This is a genomic window from Nocardioides astragali (assembly GCF_024436375.1).
GTDB classification, from domain to species: domain Bacteria; phylum Actinomycetota; class Actinomycetes; order Propionibacteriales; family Nocardioidaceae; genus Nocardioides; species Nocardioides astragali.
The window spans coordinates 38,909-56,194 of the sequence record NZ_JAFMZM010000004.1; the positions used below are offsets into that span (position 1 = coordinate 38,909).

The 17,286-nt window shown below is 70.8% G+C and carries 17 protein-coding genes and 2 tRNA genes; 17 read left to right on the forward strand and 2 right to left on the reverse strand.

The window, feature by feature from the left end:
* Positions 1-10 precede the first annotated feature (10 nt).
* The 10 genes from J3P44_RS13470 (at position 11) to tig (ending at position 7,315) form a co-directional block, all read left to right on the forward strand.
* Positions 11-604, forward strand: coding sequence for an LURP-one-related family protein (locus tag J3P44_RS13470; protein ID WP_255890940.1), 594 nt, complete (start codon positions 11-13; stop codon positions 602-604).
* Positions 605-613: 9 nt separating this feature from the next.
* Positions 614-1,255 carry an NADPH-dependent F420 reductase gene (locus J3P44_RS13475; RefSeq protein WP_255890941.1) on the forward strand — a complete coding sequence of 214 codons (642 nt, stop codon included), beginning with the start codon at positions 614-616 and terminating at the stop codon, positions 1,253-1,255.
* Positions 1,255-2,151 (forward strand): alpha/beta hydrolase, encoded by an 897-nt coding sequence (locus tag J3P44_RS13480; RefSeq protein ID WP_255890942.1) that lies wholly within the window; start codon positions 1,255-1,257, stop codon positions 2,149-2,151. Before J3P44_RS13475 ends, J3P44_RS13480 begins: the two co-directional genes overlap by 1 nt.
* 15 nt (positions 2,152-2,166) lie before the next feature.
* Entirely contained in the window at positions 2,167-2,970 is an 804-nt protein-coding gene (locus tag J3P44_RS13485) for a DUF3626 domain-containing protein (protein ID WP_255890943.1), read from the forward strand.
* Positions 2,971-3,003: 33 nt separating this feature from the next.
* Positions 3,004-3,528, forward strand: a complete 525-nt coding sequence (locus J3P44_RS13490; RefSeq protein ID WP_255890944.1) for a ribose-5-phosphate isomerase — start codon at positions 3,004-3,006, stop codon at positions 3,526-3,528.
* Positions 3,521-4,444, forward strand: a complete 924-nt coding sequence (locus J3P44_RS13495) for an Fpg/Nei family DNA glycosylase (protein ID WP_255890945.1) — start codon at positions 3,521-3,523, stop codon at positions 4,442-4,444. Before J3P44_RS13490 ends, J3P44_RS13495 begins: the two co-directional genes overlap by 8 nt.
* Positions 4,441-5,532: a PP2C family protein-serine/threonine phosphatase gene (locus tag J3P44_RS13500; protein ID WP_255890946.1), complete on the forward strand. Its 1,092-nt coding sequence runs from the start codon at positions 4,441-4,443 to the stop codon at positions 5,530-5,532. Before J3P44_RS13495 ends, J3P44_RS13500 begins: the two co-directional genes overlap by 4 nt.
* An 81-nt stretch (positions 5,533-5,613) precedes the next feature.
* Positions 5,614-5,687, forward strand: a tRNA-Gly gene (locus J3P44_RS13505).
* Between the two features lie 46 nt (positions 5,688-5,733).
* Positions 5,734-5,806, forward strand: a tRNA-Pro gene (locus tag J3P44_RS13510).
* A 129-nt stretch (positions 5,807-5,935) separates the two neighbouring features.
* The gene (gene tig, locus J3P44_RS13515; RefSeq protein WP_255890947.1) at positions 5,936-7,315 is read left to right on the forward strand and encodes a trigger factor; all 1,380 of its coding nucleotides are present in this window, start codon (positions 5,936-5,938) and stop codon (positions 7,313-7,315) included.
* Between the two features lie 74 nt (positions 7,316-7,389).
* Here tig and J3P44_RS13520 read toward each other — a convergent pair whose 3' ends face one another.
* Complete coding sequence (locus J3P44_RS13520) at positions 7,390-8,598, reverse strand: phosphotransferase (RefSeq protein ID WP_255890948.1); 1,209 nt, start codon at positions 8,596-8,598, stop codon at positions 7,390-7,392.
* Positions 8,599-8,622: 24 nt separating this feature from the next.
* Between J3P44_RS13520 and J3P44_RS13525 the strand changes: the two genes are divergently transcribed.
* The 5 genes from J3P44_RS13525 to J3P44_RS13545 all read left to right on the forward strand — a co-directional run bounded on the left by J3P44_RS13525 (position 8,623) and on the right by J3P44_RS13545 (position 12,607).
* Entirely contained in the window at positions 8,623-9,126 is a 504-nt protein-coding gene (locus J3P44_RS13525; RefSeq protein WP_255890949.1) for a MarR family winged helix-turn-helix transcriptional regulator, read from the forward strand.
* Between the two features lie 10 nt (positions 9,127-9,136).
* Positions 9,137-9,778, forward strand: a complete 642-nt coding sequence (locus J3P44_RS13530; protein WP_372496576.1) for an ATP-dependent Clp protease proteolytic subunit — start codon at positions 9,137-9,139, stop codon at positions 9,776-9,778.
* A 3-nt stretch (positions 9,779-9,781) separates the two neighbouring features.
* Positions 9,782-10,390 (forward strand): ATP-dependent Clp protease proteolytic subunit, encoded by a 609-nt coding sequence (locus J3P44_RS13535; protein ID WP_255890950.1) that lies wholly within the window; start codon positions 9,782-9,784, stop codon positions 10,388-10,390.
* 134 nt (positions 10,391-10,524) lie between these two features.
* A complete protein-coding gene (gene clpX, locus J3P44_RS13540) occupies positions 10,525-11,805 on the forward strand; it encodes an ATP-dependent Clp protease ATP-binding subunit ClpX (RefSeq protein ID WP_255890951.1) in 1,281 nt (426 codons plus the stop codon).
* A gap of 133 nt (positions 11,806-11,938) precedes the next feature.
* A complete protein-coding gene (locus J3P44_RS13545) occupies positions 11,939-12,607 on the forward strand; it encodes a hypothetical protein (protein ID WP_255890952.1) in 669 nt (222 codons plus the stop codon).
* Between the two features lie 14 nt (positions 12,608-12,621).
* On the opposite strand, the gene valS is transcribed toward J3P44_RS13545, so the two are convergent.
* The gene (gene valS / locus J3P44_RS13550) at positions 12,622-15,255 is read right to left on the reverse strand and encodes a valine--tRNA ligase (protein WP_255890953.1); all 2,634 of its coding nucleotides are present in this window, start codon (positions 15,253-15,255) and stop codon (positions 12,622-12,624) included.
* A 78-nt stretch (positions 15,256-15,333) separates the two neighbouring features.
* Here valS and J3P44_RS13555 point away from each other — a divergent pair, with 78 nt between their 5' ends.
* Both J3P44_RS13555 and J3P44_RS13560 read left to right on the forward strand, forming a co-directional pair.
* Positions 15,334-16,251, forward strand: a complete 918-nt coding sequence (locus J3P44_RS13555; RefSeq protein WP_255890954.1) for a GNAT family N-acetyltransferase — start codon at positions 15,334-15,336, stop codon at positions 16,249-16,251.
* Between the two features lie 9 nt (positions 16,252-16,260).
* Entirely contained in the window at positions 16,261-17,274 is a 1,014-nt protein-coding gene (locus J3P44_RS13560) for a hypothetical protein (RefSeq protein WP_255890955.1), read from the forward strand.
* The last annotated feature ends 12 nt before the right edge of the window (positions 17,275-17,286 follow it).

The following is a 17,286-nucleotide window of genomic DNA, read 5'->3' on the forward strand; positions in this document are numbered from 1 at the left end:
GCTGGGGCGCATGACTTCCGACCTGCCTCCCCAGACGACCGCTGAGATGTACCTGCCCCACTTCGTGGTGAAGCAGAAGCTCACGATGATGGTCAATCGCTACGAGATCTCCGAGTCCGACGAGGCGGGCAACCCCACGCGCCTGATGGCCCTCGCCGAGCAGAAGCGGATGGCCTTCAAGGAGCAGGTCACCTTCTTCTCCGACGCCGGCAAGTCGCGGCCCGTGTTCGGCTTCAAGGCGCGCCGCAAGCTCGACCTCAACGCCGGCTACGACATCACCGACGAGAGCGGCGCCCCCCTCGGGTTCTTCCGCAAGGACTTCGGCGCCTCGCTGCTGCGCTCGACCTTCCACATCGAGGGCCCCGGCTATGCCGGCACCGGGCAGGAGCGCAACCAGCTCGTCGGCCTGCTGCGCCGCTTCACCGAGATCGACTTCCTGCCGATCCACTTCGACTTCGTCTCCGCCGAGGGCCAGCCGCTGTTCTCGGTCGAGCGCAAGATGTCGATCGGTGACCGCTACCGCGTCTCGGTGCCGGACCGGCGGGTCGACTTCCGCGTCGCCGCGGCGGTCGCGGTCGGCCTCGACGCGCTGATGTCTCGCTGAGGGCCTGACGTGCGCTGCGCAGTCCTGGGCACCGGAAACGTCGGCCGTACGATCTCCGCCCGCCTCGTCGAGCTCGGCCACGACGTACGCCTCGGGACCCGCGACCCGGAGGTGACCCGCTCGCGAGCCGACTGGACCGACGTCCCCGGGGCCGCGCTGGTGAGGTTCGCCGAGGCCACCGTGGACGCCGACCTGGTCGTCCACGCCGCCAGCGGCGCGGCCGCCCTCGACCTGCTGGCGCAGGCGGGGAACCTGACCGGCTGCGTGCTGGTCGACATCTCGAACCCGCTCGACTTCTCGGCCGGGTTCCCGCCGACCCTCAGCGTCAAGGACACCGACTCGCTGGGGGAGCAGATCCAGCGGGCCTTCCCCGACACGCGCGTGGTCAAGACGCTCAACACCCTGACCGCCGAGCTGATGGCCTACCCCGAACGGCTGCCCGAGCCCACCAGTGTCTTCCTCAGCGGCGACGACGCCGACGCCAAGCGGACCGTGACGGCGTTGCTGAGCGAGATGGGCCACCGCGACGTGATCGACCTCGGCGGCATCGAGACCTCGCGCGGGGTGGAGATGTGGCTGCCGCTCTGGCTGCGGCTGATGCGCTCGTTCGGCACCGCCGAGTTCAACATCAAGGTCGTGCGGCGGTCGTGATGTATCCCGAGGTCCGCGCCGCCGCGGCCGAGGCCGGCCCGGCCCTCAACGCCCCCGGCTTCGACCTCGCCGCCCACCGCGAGGAGGTCCGCCAGTTCAGCCTGCGCCAGCCGCGCGAGGACGTGGCATCGGTCGAGGAGGTCGACGCGGACGGCGTGCGGTGCCGGCTCTTCACGCCTGACGACCCGCTCGACGGCCTGGTCGTGCACGCCCATGGCGGCGGGTTCGTGCTCAACGACGTCGACGTCCACGACGGGATCTGCCGACGCTTCGCCAACCGGGTCCGCCGACCGGTGCTCAGCGTGGGCTACCGCAAGCCGCCCGAGCACCCCTTCCCGGCGGCCCCCGACGACCTCGACACCGTCGTCGGCTGGCTGCGGCGCGAGGGCCCGCCCGGTCCGTACGCCGCCCACGGGGACTCCGCCGGCGCCAACCTCGCGCTCGTCGCCGCCCTGCGCAACCCCGGCTTCTTCAGCGTGGTGGCCCTCGTCTATCCCTTCCTCGACCCGGGCAACAGCTTCCCGTCCTGGGCCGAGGGGCCCGCGTCGGGCTTCGATCCAGCCGAGGCCAGGTGGTACTGGGTGCAGTACGCCCGCACCGAGGCCGACTACGACGACCCCGACCTGGCGCCGCTGCGTTCCGACCGGCTGCACACCCTGCCCCCGACGTTCGTCGCGACCGCTGAGCACGACCCGCTGCGCGACGAGGGGGAGGAGCTGGCCCGGCTGGTCGCCGAGACCGGCGTGGAGACCGTCGGCATCCGCTGCCTGGGCCAGACCCACGGCTTCTGGCGGCACGCGCAGTTCACCGCCTCCGAGCCGCTCGTGCGCCAGGTCGCCGGCTACCTCGATCTGCACCTCGATCTGCAGCTCGACCCGCACCTCGGCCCCGGCTGAGCGGGACGGACACGGATGGCGTCGGCGATCGTGCTGCACTTCCACCCCGGCTGGGCCCATGGCGAGGGGGCGGTGATCGACGCGATCGCCGCGGACGGCGCCTACCGCAGCCAGTGGGTCACCGCCAGCTCCAACGGAGGACTGACCGCCCGCCCGGGTGGCGATCGCTGGCGGTGGGAGAGCCGCCTCTTCGGCGGGCGGTACGACGACGGGTCGGCCGAGGACCGGCCGGTCTACGGCGCGTGGAACCGCCGCAAGGACACGTACGGCGCCTCGCCCCGATTCGGGTCGGCCTACCTGCGCCTGCACCCCGAGATCGTGTCGAGGGCGACGTTCTGCTGGCCGGACAGCGTGTACGAGCCGACGGCGTTCGGCGAGCAGGAGCGCCTCGCCGAGCTCTGCGCGCTGGCCGACGCGGGGCTGCTCGACCGGGCGCTCCTTCCCGACAACGCAGTGGGCCTGCCGCTGGAGGACCCGCTGAACGACTATGTCGAGGCACACGTGCACGGGGGAGTGCTGCTCGACCGGGACGTGGCGGCGGTGGTGGTGGACCCCACGGACGCCGAGGAGCACCGCCAGGCTCTCGACCTCCTCCCGTGCCCGGTGGAGGTGCATCCGGGCTACCGCGTCGACGCGGCGGGCATCGATCCCACCTATCGCGGCGACGTGCCGGTGGACCTCGCTCGACGACTCGGGGGAGAGGTGACCCCGGCGCGCCTCGCCGTCGCGCAGCGCAGCGGCGAGCACGACCCGCAGGCCGTGAAGTGGTTGTGGCACTGCCTGGCCCGGTTCGGCCGCTCGGCCCCGGCGACCGGCTGAGGACGTGTCGGCGCGCTCTGGAACACTTTCCCCATGCGCGTTCACCTGGGCTCCGACCACGCCGGCCTCGAGCTGAAGGACCACCTCACCACCTGGCTCGTCGACCACGACTACGAGGTCGTCGACCACGGACCGTTCGTCTACGACGCCCTCGACGACTATCCCGTCTTCTGTCTCCGTGCGGGCGAGGGGGTCGCGGCCGACCGTGCGGAGGGGCTGGACAGCCTCGGCGTGGTGATCGGCGGCTCCGGCAACGGCGAGCAGATCGCGGCCAACAAGGTGACCGGCATCCGTTGTGCCCTGGTGTGGTCCGAGGAGACCGCCGTCCTGGCCCGCGAGCACAACGACGCCAACGTCGTCTCGGTCGGCGGCCGGATGCACTCGCTGGAGGACATGACCCGCTTCGTCGAGGTCTTCCTCGCCACGCCGTTCCCCGGCGACGAGCGCCACGTCCGGCGCATCGGCCAGGTCGCGGTCTACGACGAGACCAGGGAGCTCCCCGACCTGCCCGAGTCGGCCCTGCGCGGCTTCGCTCCGTCCGACCCCGCGGATGCCTGAGGGGCACACCCTCCGCCGGCTGGCCGACGACCTGAGTGCGGCGTTCGCCGGCCGGACGGTCCGGGTGAGCTCCCCGCAGGGGCGGTTCGCAGCCGACGCGGCGCAGCTCGACGGCTCTCGCGTGCTGGGCGCCGAGTCCGCCGGCAAGCACCTGTTCGTCGAGTTCGACGGTGAGCGCTTCGTCCACGTCCACCTCGGGCTGATCGGCCAGTTCGACGTGCACGCCGGCCTCGACGAGGGCGACGTGGTGCCCGAGCCCGTCGGGCAGGTGCGGCTGCGGCTCGTCACCGTCGCGGGCGGGCAGGTAGGCGAGGGCGAGCCCCGCGCGACGTCGTACGCCGACCTGCGGGGCGCGATCCTGTGCGACCTCGTCGGTCCGGCCCGTCGCGAGGAGGTCCTCGGCCGGCTCGGCCCGGACCCGTTGCGGTCCGACGCCGACCCCGACCTCGCCTGGCGACGGATCTCCCGGAGCCACCGGCCGATCGGCGACCTGCTGATGGACCAGAAGGTGCTGGCCGGTGTGGGCAACGTCTATCGCGCCGAAGTGCTCTTCCGGCACCGCATCCACCCGCTGCGACCAGGCAACACGCTCCGCGTCGGCCAGTGGCGCGCGATCTGGGCCGACCTGGTCGAGCTGATGGGCGAGGGCGTGCGGTCCGGGCGCATCGACACGGTCCGGCCCGAGCACACCCCGGAGGCGATGGGCCGGCCGCCGCGCCAGGACGACCACGGCGGGGAGGTCTACGTCTACCGTCGCACCTCGATGCCGTGCCACCTCTGCGGATCCACCGTCCGCACCGGGGAGCTCGTCGGGCGCAACATCTTCTGGTGTCCGAAATGTCAGCCCAGGTTCCGGTCCCGGGCCGTACAGTCTCCCGTGCAGGAGCCTGGCGCGGCGGGAGGAGCTGGGACATGAGCACCTCCGGCGCGCGTCGACCCACGTCAGCGGGGCTGGGCGAGCGGCTGTCCGGCGCCCTCAACCAGGTCGTGCCGCGCAGCTCGCGGGTCCTCGTGCTCCTCGTCATCGCGACCGTGGCGATCGGGCTGGCGATCTGGCTCTTCCCCGACGACGCGCCCCTCGTCATGCTGCTGGTCCCGCTGGTGGTGTCGAGCCTGATGCTCGGGCCGCGCCAGCTGCCGTGGTTCGTGGTGTTCGTGCTGCTGGTCCTGGCGATCGTCGTACCCACGCAGACAGTGATCACGATCCGCGTCGCCCTGACCGTCGTGATCATCTTCGGACTCGGCTTCCTGTTCCTGCTCTCGTCGTTCCGGCGATCGCGGCTCGGCGTCGCCGGCATCCAGGGCGAGATGATGTTCGTCGACCTGCGCGACCGCATCCTGCGCCAGGGCGGGATCCCGTCGCTGCCGCCGGAGTGGTACGCCGCCGGCGAGCTCAGGTCCGCGGGAGGCACGCCGTTCGCCGGCGACTTCATCGTCGCCTCGCGCGTCGGCGAGCGGCTGGAGGTGGCAGTCGTGGACGTCTCCGGAAAGGGGCAGGGCGCCGGCACGCGGGCGCTGCTGCTGTCCGGTGCCATCGGTGGGCTGCTCAGTGCGCTGCCGCCCAGCGAGTTCCTCGGCGCGGCCAACACGTTCCTCCTCCAGCAGGACTGGGACGAGGGGTTCGCGACCGCGATCCACCTGTCCCTCGACCTCACGACCGGGCACTACGAGATCCGCACCGCGGGTCATCCCCCCGCTGCCGTACGCCATGCCGGCTCGGGGCGGTGGGAGGTGATCGAGTCCGAGGGACCCCTCCTCGGCCTGATCGACGGCGCGAGCTATCCCGCCGCCGTCGGCGTGATGCGACACGGTGACGCGCTGCTCCTCTACACCGACGGCATGGTCGAGACCCGCACCCGCGACATCGGCTCGGGCATCGACAAGATGCTCGGCCAGGCCGAGAGGCTGCTCCGCGGGCAGTTCGAGGGCGGCGCCAAGCGGCTCATCGAGTCCATCGGGTCACGCAACGACGACCGCGCGCTGCTGCTGGTCCACCGCCGCTGAAGCGCGCGAGCCGGTTGGGGCGCACGCTCCCTCGTGTGGCACCATGACACCGCACCGGCGCCCGCAACGGCTCCGGAGCGCGCGGATGTAGCTCAATGGTAGAGCCCCAGTCTTCCAAACTGGCTACGCGGGTTCGATTCCCGTCATCCGCTCCAAGCAGGTCCTCAGGCCTCCACCCGGAGGCCGCCGGGGCCCGTTTGGCGGGGCGTAGCGTAGTGGCTAGCGCGCCTGCTTTGGGAGCAGGAGACCGCAGGTTCGAGTCCTGTCGCCCCGACCGTGCAGCCCGGCGTGGGCATGATTCGGTCTGCGCTCTCTTTCGTCGGTAGACTGACGAGGTTTGCGGACGTCGCGGTGGCGCGCGTCTGCACGACGTACCCATGACCTTCAGCATCAGGAGACATTTGTGAAGAGCGCCGTCGAGACCTTGAGCCCGACCCGGGCCAAGCTGACCGTCGAGGTGCCCTTCGAGGAGCTCAAGCCGAGCCTCGACGCGGCCTACCAGAAGATCGCGAAGCAGATCAACGTCCCGGGCTTCCGCCGCGGCAAGGTGCCGCCCGCGGTCATCGACCGTCAGGTCGGCCGCGGTCCGGTCCTCGACGAGGCGATCAACGCCGTCGTCCCGCAGTCCTACATGGCCGCGCTCCAGGAGCACGACCTCGAGCCGCTCGCCCAGCCGGAGATCGAGGTGACGAAGTTCGAGGACAACGAGTCCCTCGAGTTCACCGCCGAGGTCGACGTCAAGCCCGACTTCGAGCTCCCCGCCTACGACGGCCTCGAGGCCAGCGTCGACGACATCGAGATCTCCGACGCCGATGTCGACGAGCAGATCGAGGCGCTGCGCGAGCGCTTCGGCACCCTCGTCCCGGTCGAGCGGGCGGCCGCCGACGGCGACTTCGTGACCATCGACCTCGTCGCCGCCAAGGCCGGCGAGACCGTCGAGGGCGGCGAGGTCACGGGCATGTCCTACAAGGTCGGCCGCGGCGGCATGATCGACGGCCTCGACGAGGCCCTCGTCGGGCTGAGCGCCGGCGACGAGACCACCTTCGACTCCGAGCTGGTCGGCGGCGACCTCGTCGGCGAGCCGGTCCAGGTGACCGTCAAGGTGACGGCCGTGCAGGAGCAGCAGCTCCCCGAGTACGACGACGAGTTCGCCCAGCTCGCCTCCGAGTTCGACACCGCCGAGGAGCTCACCACCGACGTGCGCGAGCGCCTCGGTCGGGGCAAGCGCCTCGAGCAGGCTGCCGCCGCCCGCGACGCGGTCCTCGAGGCGCTGCTCGAGAAGGTCGAGATCCCCCTGCCCGAGGTCATGGTGACCGACGAGCTCAACGCCCGTCGCCAGAACGTCGAGCAGCAGCTCGGCTTCGCCGGCATCACCATGGAGAAGTACCTCGAGGACGAGGGCCAGACCCAGGACGAGTTCGAGGCCGACCTCGAGCGTCGCGTCCGCGATGCGGTCGCGGCCCAGTTCATCCTCGACAAGGTGGCCAAGAAGGAGGAGTTCGGCATCGACCAGGCCGAGCTCTCCGAGCACCTGGTGCGGCGCGCCCAGCAGTCCGGGCAGGACCCGCAGGAGTTCGCCAACCACATGTTCGAGCACAACCACATCCCCGAGCTCGTGCAGGAGATCCTGCGCGGCAAGGCGCTCGCCACGATCGTCGAGTCGGCGACCGTCAAGGACGCCTCGGGCAACGTGGTCGAGCTGAAGAACCTCCGCCCCGACGGCACCATCGGCGAGCCCGTCGAGCCTGCTGGAGAGGCGACCGCGGAGTCCGACGAGGCCTGACCTCGGCCCCACGGCACACGACCGGCGTCCACCCCTCGGGTGGGCGCCGGTCTGCGTTGGTGGCGCGGGGCTGCTCAGGCAGCGTGCTCCGTCGCAGCCAGGACGTCGAGCGCGTAGCGGGCGATGCCGGCGCGTTGCCGTGCCCAGTGGTCGAAGCCGGCCCGGAAGTCGTCGCCGACGCCTCCTGAGGCCTCGAGCGCGGCCTCCTCCTGGATCATCTCCGTGGGGAGACTGGGCAGGCCGTTGAAGAGCATCAGGCTCACGGCGTGGCTGCGGCGGACCTCGGCGAGGGGGACCTCGAGCCCCTCGTCAGCCAGCCCGGCGGCGTACGCCTCCACGCACGCCGCGGCGCGGTCCGGCAGGTCGCCGGCGTCCTGCCGCCCGAGCTGGATGTCACCGACGAGGAGCTGGGACAGGTCGAACCCGACCGGCTGGGGCCGCCAGAAGCCGAAGTCGATCAGCGTGAACCCGGGGTCGCCACGGCGGCGCAGCAGGTTGTTGGGACAGGCGTCGCCGTGTGAGGCCAGGTGCCGGCTGACCGAGTACTCGCGGGCCAGCGCGTCGAGGTGGCGGGCGGTGCGGGTGAGGTCCTCGCGCATCTCGCCGAAGTGCTCGGAGACTGCCGGGTGCTGCCACGTGGCGTCGTCATGGAGGCCGGGCAGCACGGTGTAGCCCAACCGGCCCGCGACGAAGTAGTCGATGTGCCATGGCTGGGGGTCGATCCCGGCCAGGGGAGCGACCCGACGGCTGCCGGAGAGGCGGCCGAGCAGCCGTGCCGCGCGGACGCTGTCGTCGGTCGTCCAGGGGATCTTGTCGGCGTCAACCGCCTCGAGCCACAGCACGGCGGTCTGGTCGGGACGCTCGTCGACCCGCAGGCCGCGCGGCATGGTGAGGCCTGCGGGGAGCCGATCGGCGAGGTCGGAGGCGTAGAGCAGCGGCTCGGCGCGCCAGGGCACCGAGTCGCCAGCCCACTCGCCGACCTCGGGCGGGACGAACGCGAACGCGGGGGAGTGGCGCCAGTGGTGGACGCGCTTGACGAACAGGGTGAACCCCCGCGGACCGCCCCCGGCGTCGGCGTGCCCCCGGACCCACGTGCGCGCTCCCGTCAGGATCGAGGGGACGTCGTAGTCGACCGTCTCCGCCTCGGAATCGAGCAGCTCCACCTCGGTGACCTGCCAGAGGTCCGCCACCATCGCGGCCAGCTCGGCGTCGCTCACGTCGTCGTCGCCCAGCACCTCACGCCGGTGGCACCCGGGGGCCGCAAGCGTGAAAGTTGCTTTCATGATCAGAAACGGTAAGTTGCTTTCATGACTGGTGTCAACAGGTCGCCGGCGGTGGAGCCCCACCTGCCCATGCTGATGGGGATGGTCTTCGGGCACCTCCGTGAACGCCTGGCCCAGGAGGCTCCGGAGCTGCGTCCCTCGCAGCTTCGAGTGCTGGAGTGGCTGCCCGCGGAAGGCCTGACGATCAGCGAGCTGGCCGAGTGCGCCGAGATGACCACCCAGGGGTGCGGGCAGTTCGTCCGCCAGCTCGCCGCGCTCGGCATGGTGGAGGTGTCCGTGGCCGACCACGACGCCAGGGCTCGACGGGTCCGCATCACTCCCGCCGGGCGGGAGGCGGTGGCCCGCGGGACCGCGGTGCTGCAGGCGTACGACGAGGCCTGGGCCCAACGGGTCGGCGTCGAGCGCTACCGGGTGTTCCGCGAGGTCCTGGCGGAGGTCGCGCTCGGCTCGGCGCAACCCCAAGCCGTGGAATCCGCTGTGGGCGAACAGGGTGGGTTCTCGCGTGGAAGTGTCCGACCTTCCGGCTAGTGTCGCCAGCGTGAACCACAACTCCAGCCCAGCCCTCTCCCCCGAGATGAACGGCGCCGGTGGGATGTATGGCCTCGACGACCACATCTACCAGCGACTCCTCCGCGAGCGCATCGTCTTCCTCGGCTCGGAGGTGCGCGACCAGAACGCCAACGCGATCTGTGCGCAGCTCCTGCTGCTCTCCGCCGAGGACCCGGAGGCCGACATCTTCCTCCACATCAACAGCCCCGGCGGCTCCGTCGATGCCGGCATGGCCATCTACGACACGATGAACTACATCCCCAACGACGTCGCGACCGTCGGCATGGGACTGGCGGCCTCGATGGGTCAGTTCCTGCTCTGCGCCGGCACCAAGGGCAAGCGCTACGCGCTCCCGCACGCGCGGATCATGATGCACCAGCCCTCCTCGGGGATGGGCGGCTCGGCCTCTGACATCAAGATCCAGGCGCAGCAGTCCCTCCACATCAAGAAGGTGCTGCTCGACCTGATCGCCGAGCACACCGGCCAGAGCGTGGAGCAGGTCGTGGCCGACGCCGACCGCGACCGGTGGTTCACCGCGGAGCAGGCCGTCGAGTACGGCCTGGTCGACAAGGTCGTCACCAATGCCCGCGAAGCCGCCGACGAGGGCCGCCCGGCCAGGACGAAGGACTGACCCATGAACTACTACATCCCGCAGTGGGAAGAGCGGACCTCCTACGGTTTCCGCCGCATCGACCCCTACGCGAAGCTCTTCGAAGAGCGCATCATCTACCTCGGCACGCCGATCAGCGACGACGTGGCCAACGCGGTCATCGCCCAGCTGATGTGCCTGGAGACGATGAACCCCGACACCGACATCAGCATCTACATCAACAGCCCCGGTGGATCGTTCACGGCGCTGACGGCGATCTACGACACGATGCGGTTCATCAAGCCCGACGTGCAGACCGTGTGCCTGGGCCAGGCCGCCTCTGCGGCGGCGATCCTGCTGGGCGCCGGCGCCAAGGGCAAGCGGATGGCGCTGCCCAACAGCCGCATCCTGATCCACCAGCCCTACACCGAGGGCACGTTCGGCCAGACCTCCGACATCGAGATCCAGGCCAACGAGATCCTGCGGATGCGCGAGCTCCTCGAGCGGATGATCGCCGACTCGAGCGGCAAGGACATCGACCAGGTCAGCCGCGACATCGAGCGCGACAAGATCCTGACCGCCGAGCAGGCGGTCGAGTACGGCCTCATCGACGCGGTGATCGAGTCGCGCAAGGGCGCCCCGGCGCTCGCCTGAGGATGAGCAAATCATGACCCACGACATCTCGTGTCCGGCCCCCGCCGGGGGCCGGCACGGGGTACCGTCGTGGGGCCTGATGCAAGGTGTTGACAGCCGGACCCCCCGCCCGGCGAGACTGGAGGACACAACTCGTGGCACGTATCGGTGACGGCGGCGACCTGCTGAAGTGCAACTTCTGTGGCAAGAGCCAGAAGCAGGTCAAGAAGCTCATCGCTGGCCCCAACGTCTACATCTGCGATGAATGCATCGAGCTGTGCAACGAGATCATCGAGGAGGAGCTCGCCGAGGGCTCCGAGGTGAGTCTCGAAGAGCTCCCCAAGCCCAAGGAGATCTTCGAGTTCCTCAACTCCTACGTCATCGGCCAGGAGCACGCGAAGAAGTCCCTCGCGGTCGCGGTCTACAACCACTACAAGCGCGTCCAGGCGGGTCTCCAGCCGGTGTCCGGCAAGGCCAAGGACGACGTGGTCGAGGTGGCCAAGTCCAACATCCTCGTCATCGGGCCGACGGGGTGTGGCAAGACCTACCTCGCCCAGACGCTCGCCCGGATGCTCAACGTCCCCTTCGCGATCGCCGACGCCACCGCCCTCACTGAGGCCGGCTACGTCGGCGAGGACGTCGAGAACATCCTCCTCAAGCTCATCCAGGCCGCTGACTACGACGTCAAGAAGGCCGAGACGGGCATCATCTACATCGACGAGATCGACAAGGTGGCCCGCAAGTCGGAGAACCCCTCGATCACGCGCGACGTCTCCGGCGAGGGCGTCCAGCAGGCGCTGCTCAAGATGCTGGAGGGAACGACCGCGTCGGTTCCCCCGCAGGGCGGCCGCAAGCACCCGCACCAGGAGTTCATCCAGATCGACACCACCAACATCCTCTTCATCGTGGGTGGTGCCTTCGCCGGGCTCGAGCAGATCATCGAGCAGCGGGTCGGCAAGAAGTCGCTGGGCTTCACCGCCGAGGTGCGCGGCGCCGCCGAGCGCGAGGCCGACGACCTGCTGGTCCAGGTCCGCCCCGAGGACCTCACCAAGTTCGGCCTGATCCCGGAGTTCATCGGCCGCCTGCCGCTCATCGCGAGCGTGAGCAAGCTCGACCGCGAGGCCCTGGTGCAGATCCTGACCGAGCCGCGCAACGCGCTCGTCAAGCAGTACCAGAAGCTCTTCGACCTCGACGGGGTCGAGCTCGAGTTCACCGTCGACGCCATCGACTCCATCGCCGACGCGGCGCTCGAGCGCGGCACTGGTGCCCGCGGCCTGCGCGCGATCATCGAGGAGGTCCTCCTCTACGTCATGTACGACGTCCCCTCCCGCGGCGACGTCGCGAAGGTCATCGTCACCCGCGACGTCGTCGAGGACGACGTCGCGCCGACGCTCATCCTGCGCGAGTCCGAGGCCAAGAAGAAGAAGTCCGCCTGAGGCGGATCGGTCCGCCTGGCCCGATGTGACCATGCCGGTCTAGTCATTTCGGGCCATTCCGGACCATCGGTGATGATCACGCGTCATGACCCCTTCACACTGGCGTCTCGAAAGCATGTGGGAAGGGGAACCCGTGGGGGTTGACCAGAAGCGGCCGCTCGTCGGGTTCGCGTTCGTAGCCGTGCTCTGCGCCCTCTTGATGACCATCTCGGTCGGGCGTGGCTGGGCCGACGTCTTCCAGCCCGGCAAGCCCATCGCGGCAGCCGCGCTCGGTGGCCCGGCCGACGGCGAGCCGGCTACGGTGACGCAGCCGAGTGCCCTGGCGGACGACGCCGAGATCTCGATCCCCGTCGAGCTGAGCGCCCAGCCGCTGGGCGTCTCGGTCGGCGCCCCGGTGTCGACGGAGTCGGTAGCCACGTCCGGCTCGCGCTCGACCGCAGGCTCGGGGTCGACGTCCCGCTCCCGGACCACTGAGTCCCTCGCCTCCCTCCGGATCGCTGCCCGGGAGACCGCAGCTGACCGCACCGCTGCCCGTCCGGGCAAGGACGCGGACCGCAAGGCTGCGCGTCAGGCGGAGAAGGCGGACCGCAAGACCGACACCGACCGCCAGGCCGAGAAGGCGGACCGCAAGGCGGACCGCCAGACCGAGAAGGCGGACCGCAAGGCCGACCGCCAGGCCGACCGCCAGGCCGCGAAGGCGGACCGCAAGGCCGCCCGTCAGGCGGCGAAGGCTGATCGCAAGGCCCGCAAGGCTGCGGCGAAGGCCGCCCGCAAGAGCGGCAGGGCGCCCCGCAGGGCGTAGTCGCCCGAGCGGACTCAGTCCTCCGTCGGTGCCAGCTCGGCGCTGACCCGCAGCTCCTTGGCGGACTCGTCGGCGACGAACTCCAGCTCGCCCACGATGGTGCCGACTGCCCGTAGGTCGTCCTGCGCCTCCTGAGCCGCCGTGACCAGAGCCTCGGGTCCGGTGATCACCACGCGCGACAGGGGCGCCCGCATCTTGGCCTTGGCCTGCGACTTCGCCCCCCGGATCCCGGTGAGGGCCGCCGCGACGGCGTCGAGGACCAGCGGCTGCGAGGCCGCGGCGGAGCCGAGGTCGGCCGCGGTGGGCCAAGCGGCGTGGTGGATCGAGCCGTCCTGCCACCACGACCAGACCTCCTCGGTCGCGTAGGGGAGGAACGGAGCCAGCAGCCGGAGCTGGGTGTGGAGCGCGATCGCGAGCGTCGCCCGGGCGGACTCGGTGGCCGGGCCGCCGTCGCCGTTGTAGGCGCGCTCCTTGACCAGCTCGAGGTAGTCGTCGCAGAACTCCCAGAAGAACTTCTCGGTGACCTCGAGAGCGGTGGTGTAGTCGTACGCGTCGAACGCCTCGGTGGCCATGCGCACGACCGTCTCGAGACGGCCCAGCAGCGCGCAGTCGACCGGGGCGCTCACCGCACTGGGGACCAGCGTGGTCGCGCCGACGTTGCCGAGCACGAACTTCGAGGCGTTGAGGACCTTCATCGCCAGTCGGCGCCCGACCTTCATCTGCGACTCGTCGAACGGCGAGTCGGCGCCGGGTCGCCCGATCGCGGCACGCCACCGGACAGCGTCGGCGCCGTACTTGTCGAGGATGTCGGTCGGCACGACCACATTCCCCCTGGACTTCGACATCTTCTTGCGGTCCGGGTCGACGATGAACCCGGAGATCATCGCGTGCGACCACGGCACGGCCTGGTGCTCGAAGTCGGAGCGGACCACGCGCGAGAACAGCCAGGTGCGGATGATGTCGTGCGCGTGGGTGGCGAGGTCGTAAGGGAAGACGCGCGAGAACAGGTCGTCGTCGACCTCCCACATGCCGGCGATCTGCGGCGTGAGCGAGGAGGTCGCCCAGGTGTCCATCACGTCGGGATCGCCCATGAAGCCGCCGGGCTTCCCGCGCTGGTCCTCGGCGTAGCCGTACGGTGCCTGCGTGGACGGATCGACTGGCAGCTGGTCCTCGGAGGGCATCAGCGGGTGGTCGTGGTCCGGCTCGCCGTCGGCGTCGAGGGGGTACCAGACCGGGAACGGGATGCCGAAGAAGCGCTGCCGCGAGATGAGCCAGTCGCCGTTGAGGCCGCCGACCCAGTTGTCGTAGCGGTGCTTCATGTGCGCAGGGATCCAGGTGATCTCCTCGCCGCGGACGAGCATCTCCTTGCGCAGCGCTGCGTCCCTCCCGCCGTTCTTGATGTACCACTGGCGGGTGGCGACGATCTCGAGCGGCTTGTCGCCCTTCTCGTAGAAGTTGGCCATCCGCTGGGTCGGGGTGGGGTCGCCGTCGAGGTCGCCGGCCTCGCGCAGCAGCGCGACCATCGCCTCGCGGGCACTGAAAGTCGTCTTGCCGGCGAGCTCGGCGTACGCCGTCGAGGCAGCGTCCGCGGCCAGCCACGGGGGTGTCTCGCGGACCAGGCGGCCGTCACGGCCGACGACGGTGCGGACGGGAAGGCTCAGCTCGCGCCACCACATCACGTCGGTGAGGTCACCGAAGGTGCAGCACATCGCGATGCCGGCGCCCTTGTCGGGCTCGGCCGCCGGGTGGGGGAGCACCGGGATCTCGACACCGAAGACCGGCGAGGTCACGGTGGTGCCGAAGACGTCCTGGTAGCGCTCGTCGTCGGGGTGCGCGATCAGCGCGACGACGCTGGGGATCAGCTCCGGTCGTGTCGTCTCGATGTGGATCGGGGTGCCGTCAGGGCGGTGGAACGCGACGCGGTGGTAGTGGCCCGGGTAGTCGCGTGCCTCGAGCTCGGCCTGGGCGACGGCGGTCTGGAAGGTGACGTCCCACAGGGTCGGTGCCTCGGAGAGGTAGGCCTCGCCGCGGGCGTAGTTGCGCAGGAACGCCCGCTGGCTGACCGTGCGGGAGTGGTCGCCGATGGTGGTGTAGGTCGGGTTCCACTGCACCGAGAGGCCGAGCTGGCGCCACACCGCCTCGAAGGCCTTCTCGTCCTCGACGACCAGCTGCTCGCACAGCTCGATGAAGTTGGGACGGCTGACCGGGACCTGCCGCTTCGGGTCCGGCTTCTCCGGCGGGGTGAAGTCGGCGTCGTAGGGCAGCGAGGGGTCGCACCGGACGCCGAAGTAGTTCTGCACGCGACGCTCGGTCGGGAGCCCGTTGTCGTCCCAGCCGATCGGGTAGAAGACGGCCTTGCCCTGCATCCGCTGGTAGCGCGCGATCAGGTCGGGGTGGCTGTACGAGTAGACGTGGCCGACGTGGAGCGAGCCGCTCACGGTCGGCGGCGGCGTGTCGATGGAGTAGACGTTCTCCCGCGGCTGGGTGCGGTCGAAGGCGTAGGTGTCGTTCTCGGCCCACGTCCTGGACCACTTCTCCTCCAGGCCTTCCAGCGCCGGACGCTCCGGTACGACGACGGCACGCAGGTCGGTGCTCGTGGTCGTGTCCGGGCCGGAGTCCGGGGTCTGGGTGGCAGGAGTGTCAGTCATGGGCGGAAGTCTATTGACGGGCCTCCGGCCTGCGAAAACAGGTGTCGATCCGGTGTCCCGGGGCCCTAGCGTGGCCGGATGCACAGTGAGTTCGAGCTGGAGTTCTTCGACGCCCCTCAGCCCTTCCTCGACGCCGCTGCCGACGTGCTCGCCTCCGACCCCGTGCTCGGCAGCGTCATCGCGAGTGTCAGTCAGCGAACCGCCCGCGAGCTCGAGGACGGGCGGGACTCGTGGGCCGAGGTCGGGGCCCCGTTCGCGCGGTGGTGGCTGGTCGTCCGTGACGGCTCCGGTGCGGTCGTCAGCGCTGCGATGCGGACCGCGCCCTTCAAGCCCTACCCGACCTTCGCCATGCCGATGGCAGACAGCGCTGCTCGTTCCCTCGCCGCCGTGCTGCACGAGCGGGGCGAGCTCCTCGCCGGCTGCAACGGCGCCCTGCCGGGTTCCGAGGTGCTGGCGCGCTCGACCGCCGAGCTGGTCGGCGGAGAGGTCGTCGTCGACAAGGCGACCCGGCTCTGGGAGGCCACGTCGGTCGAGGTGCCGCCGGCGCCCGAGGGCCGGCTGCGCCGGGCCACGGAGGATGACGCCGAGCTGGTGCTGTCGTGGTTCGAGGCGTTCCACGCCGAGGCCGACGAGCAGGCCGGGCGTGAGCCCGACCGCGCCTCCGGCGAGCACAACACCCTCGACAGCGTGCTCGTCCGGATCCGCGAGGGCGTCGAGTGGCTGTGGGAGCTGCCCGACGGGACGATCGCGCACCTGAGCGGCGCCGGCCTGCCGTCGTACGGCGTCTCGCGGATCGGTCCGGTCTTCACGCCGAGGGAGTTCCGCGGTCGCGGCATCGCGTCGTACGTCGTCGGCGAGCTCACCCGGCGCGGCCTCGAGGCAGGCCACCGGATGTGCCTGTTCACCGACCAGGCCAACCCGACGTCGAACAAGATCTATGCCGGCCTGGGCTACGAGCCGGTGGTGGACATGGCGGAGCACCTCGTCCGCCCCTAGTCTCGTCGGATGCGGCGCACGACCCTGCTCCTCGCGGTCCTGTCCGTCCTCGTGGCGGCCCCGGCCTCCGCGCCGGCGGCGCAGGCGCCCGACCACCCGAGCCTCGACCCGCGGGCGGGGGTCCACACGGTCGGCGGGTGCCGGCTGTTCCCGGCCGACAACCCGTGGAACCGCCGCATCGACGAGCGACCCGTGTGGCGGTGGTCGCAGGCGATCGTCGACAAGCAGGCGGCCGGTCACGACCTGCACCTCGACCTCGGGACCACTGAGGACTACTACGGGATCCCGGTCAACCTCGTCGACGAGGACCAGCCGCTGCTCCCCCTGCAGTTCGGCGTGGACGGTGAGGACTACCGCGACGAGAGCGACCGGGGACCTGTGTTCGTGCCGGCCGACGCCGCGATCGAGGGCGGCGGCACCGGCGACCCCGACCCCGAGGAGGGGGACCGGCACGTCCTCACGGTCCGCCGCGGCACCTGCGACCTGATCGAGCTGTACGCCGCCGAGCGGGTGCGGGACGCGTCCGGGACGGTGGTCGCCTGGCGGGCGGCCGCGGCGGCCCGATGGGACCTCTCGTCCAACCGGCTCCGGCCGGCCGGATGGACGTCGGCGGACGCGGCCGGGCTGCCGATCCTGCCGGGGCTGCTCGACTACGAGGAGGCCGCCTCGGGTCGGATCACCCACGCCCTGCGCTTCACCCTGCCGTCCGCCCGGCACGCCTACACCTGGCCGGCCCGACACTGCGGCCCGAGCGGCAACACCACGGCCGACCTGCCGGCGTACGGGTTGCGCTTCCGGTTGCCGAAGTCCTTCCCCGCCCGGCGCTACACCGGCGCCGCCCGCGCCATCGTGGTCGCGATGAAGCGCTACGGGCTCGTCTACGCCGACCAGGGCTCGGCGATGTACGTCACCGGGACTGCTGACCCCAGGTGGGCCGACGCGCTCGACCAGTTCCGGGAGCGGCCACTGGACGGCCGGGCCCTGCAGGTCGTGAAGCCGTGGCGCCGGGTCGTCCGCTGCTAGCCAGCGTGCCCG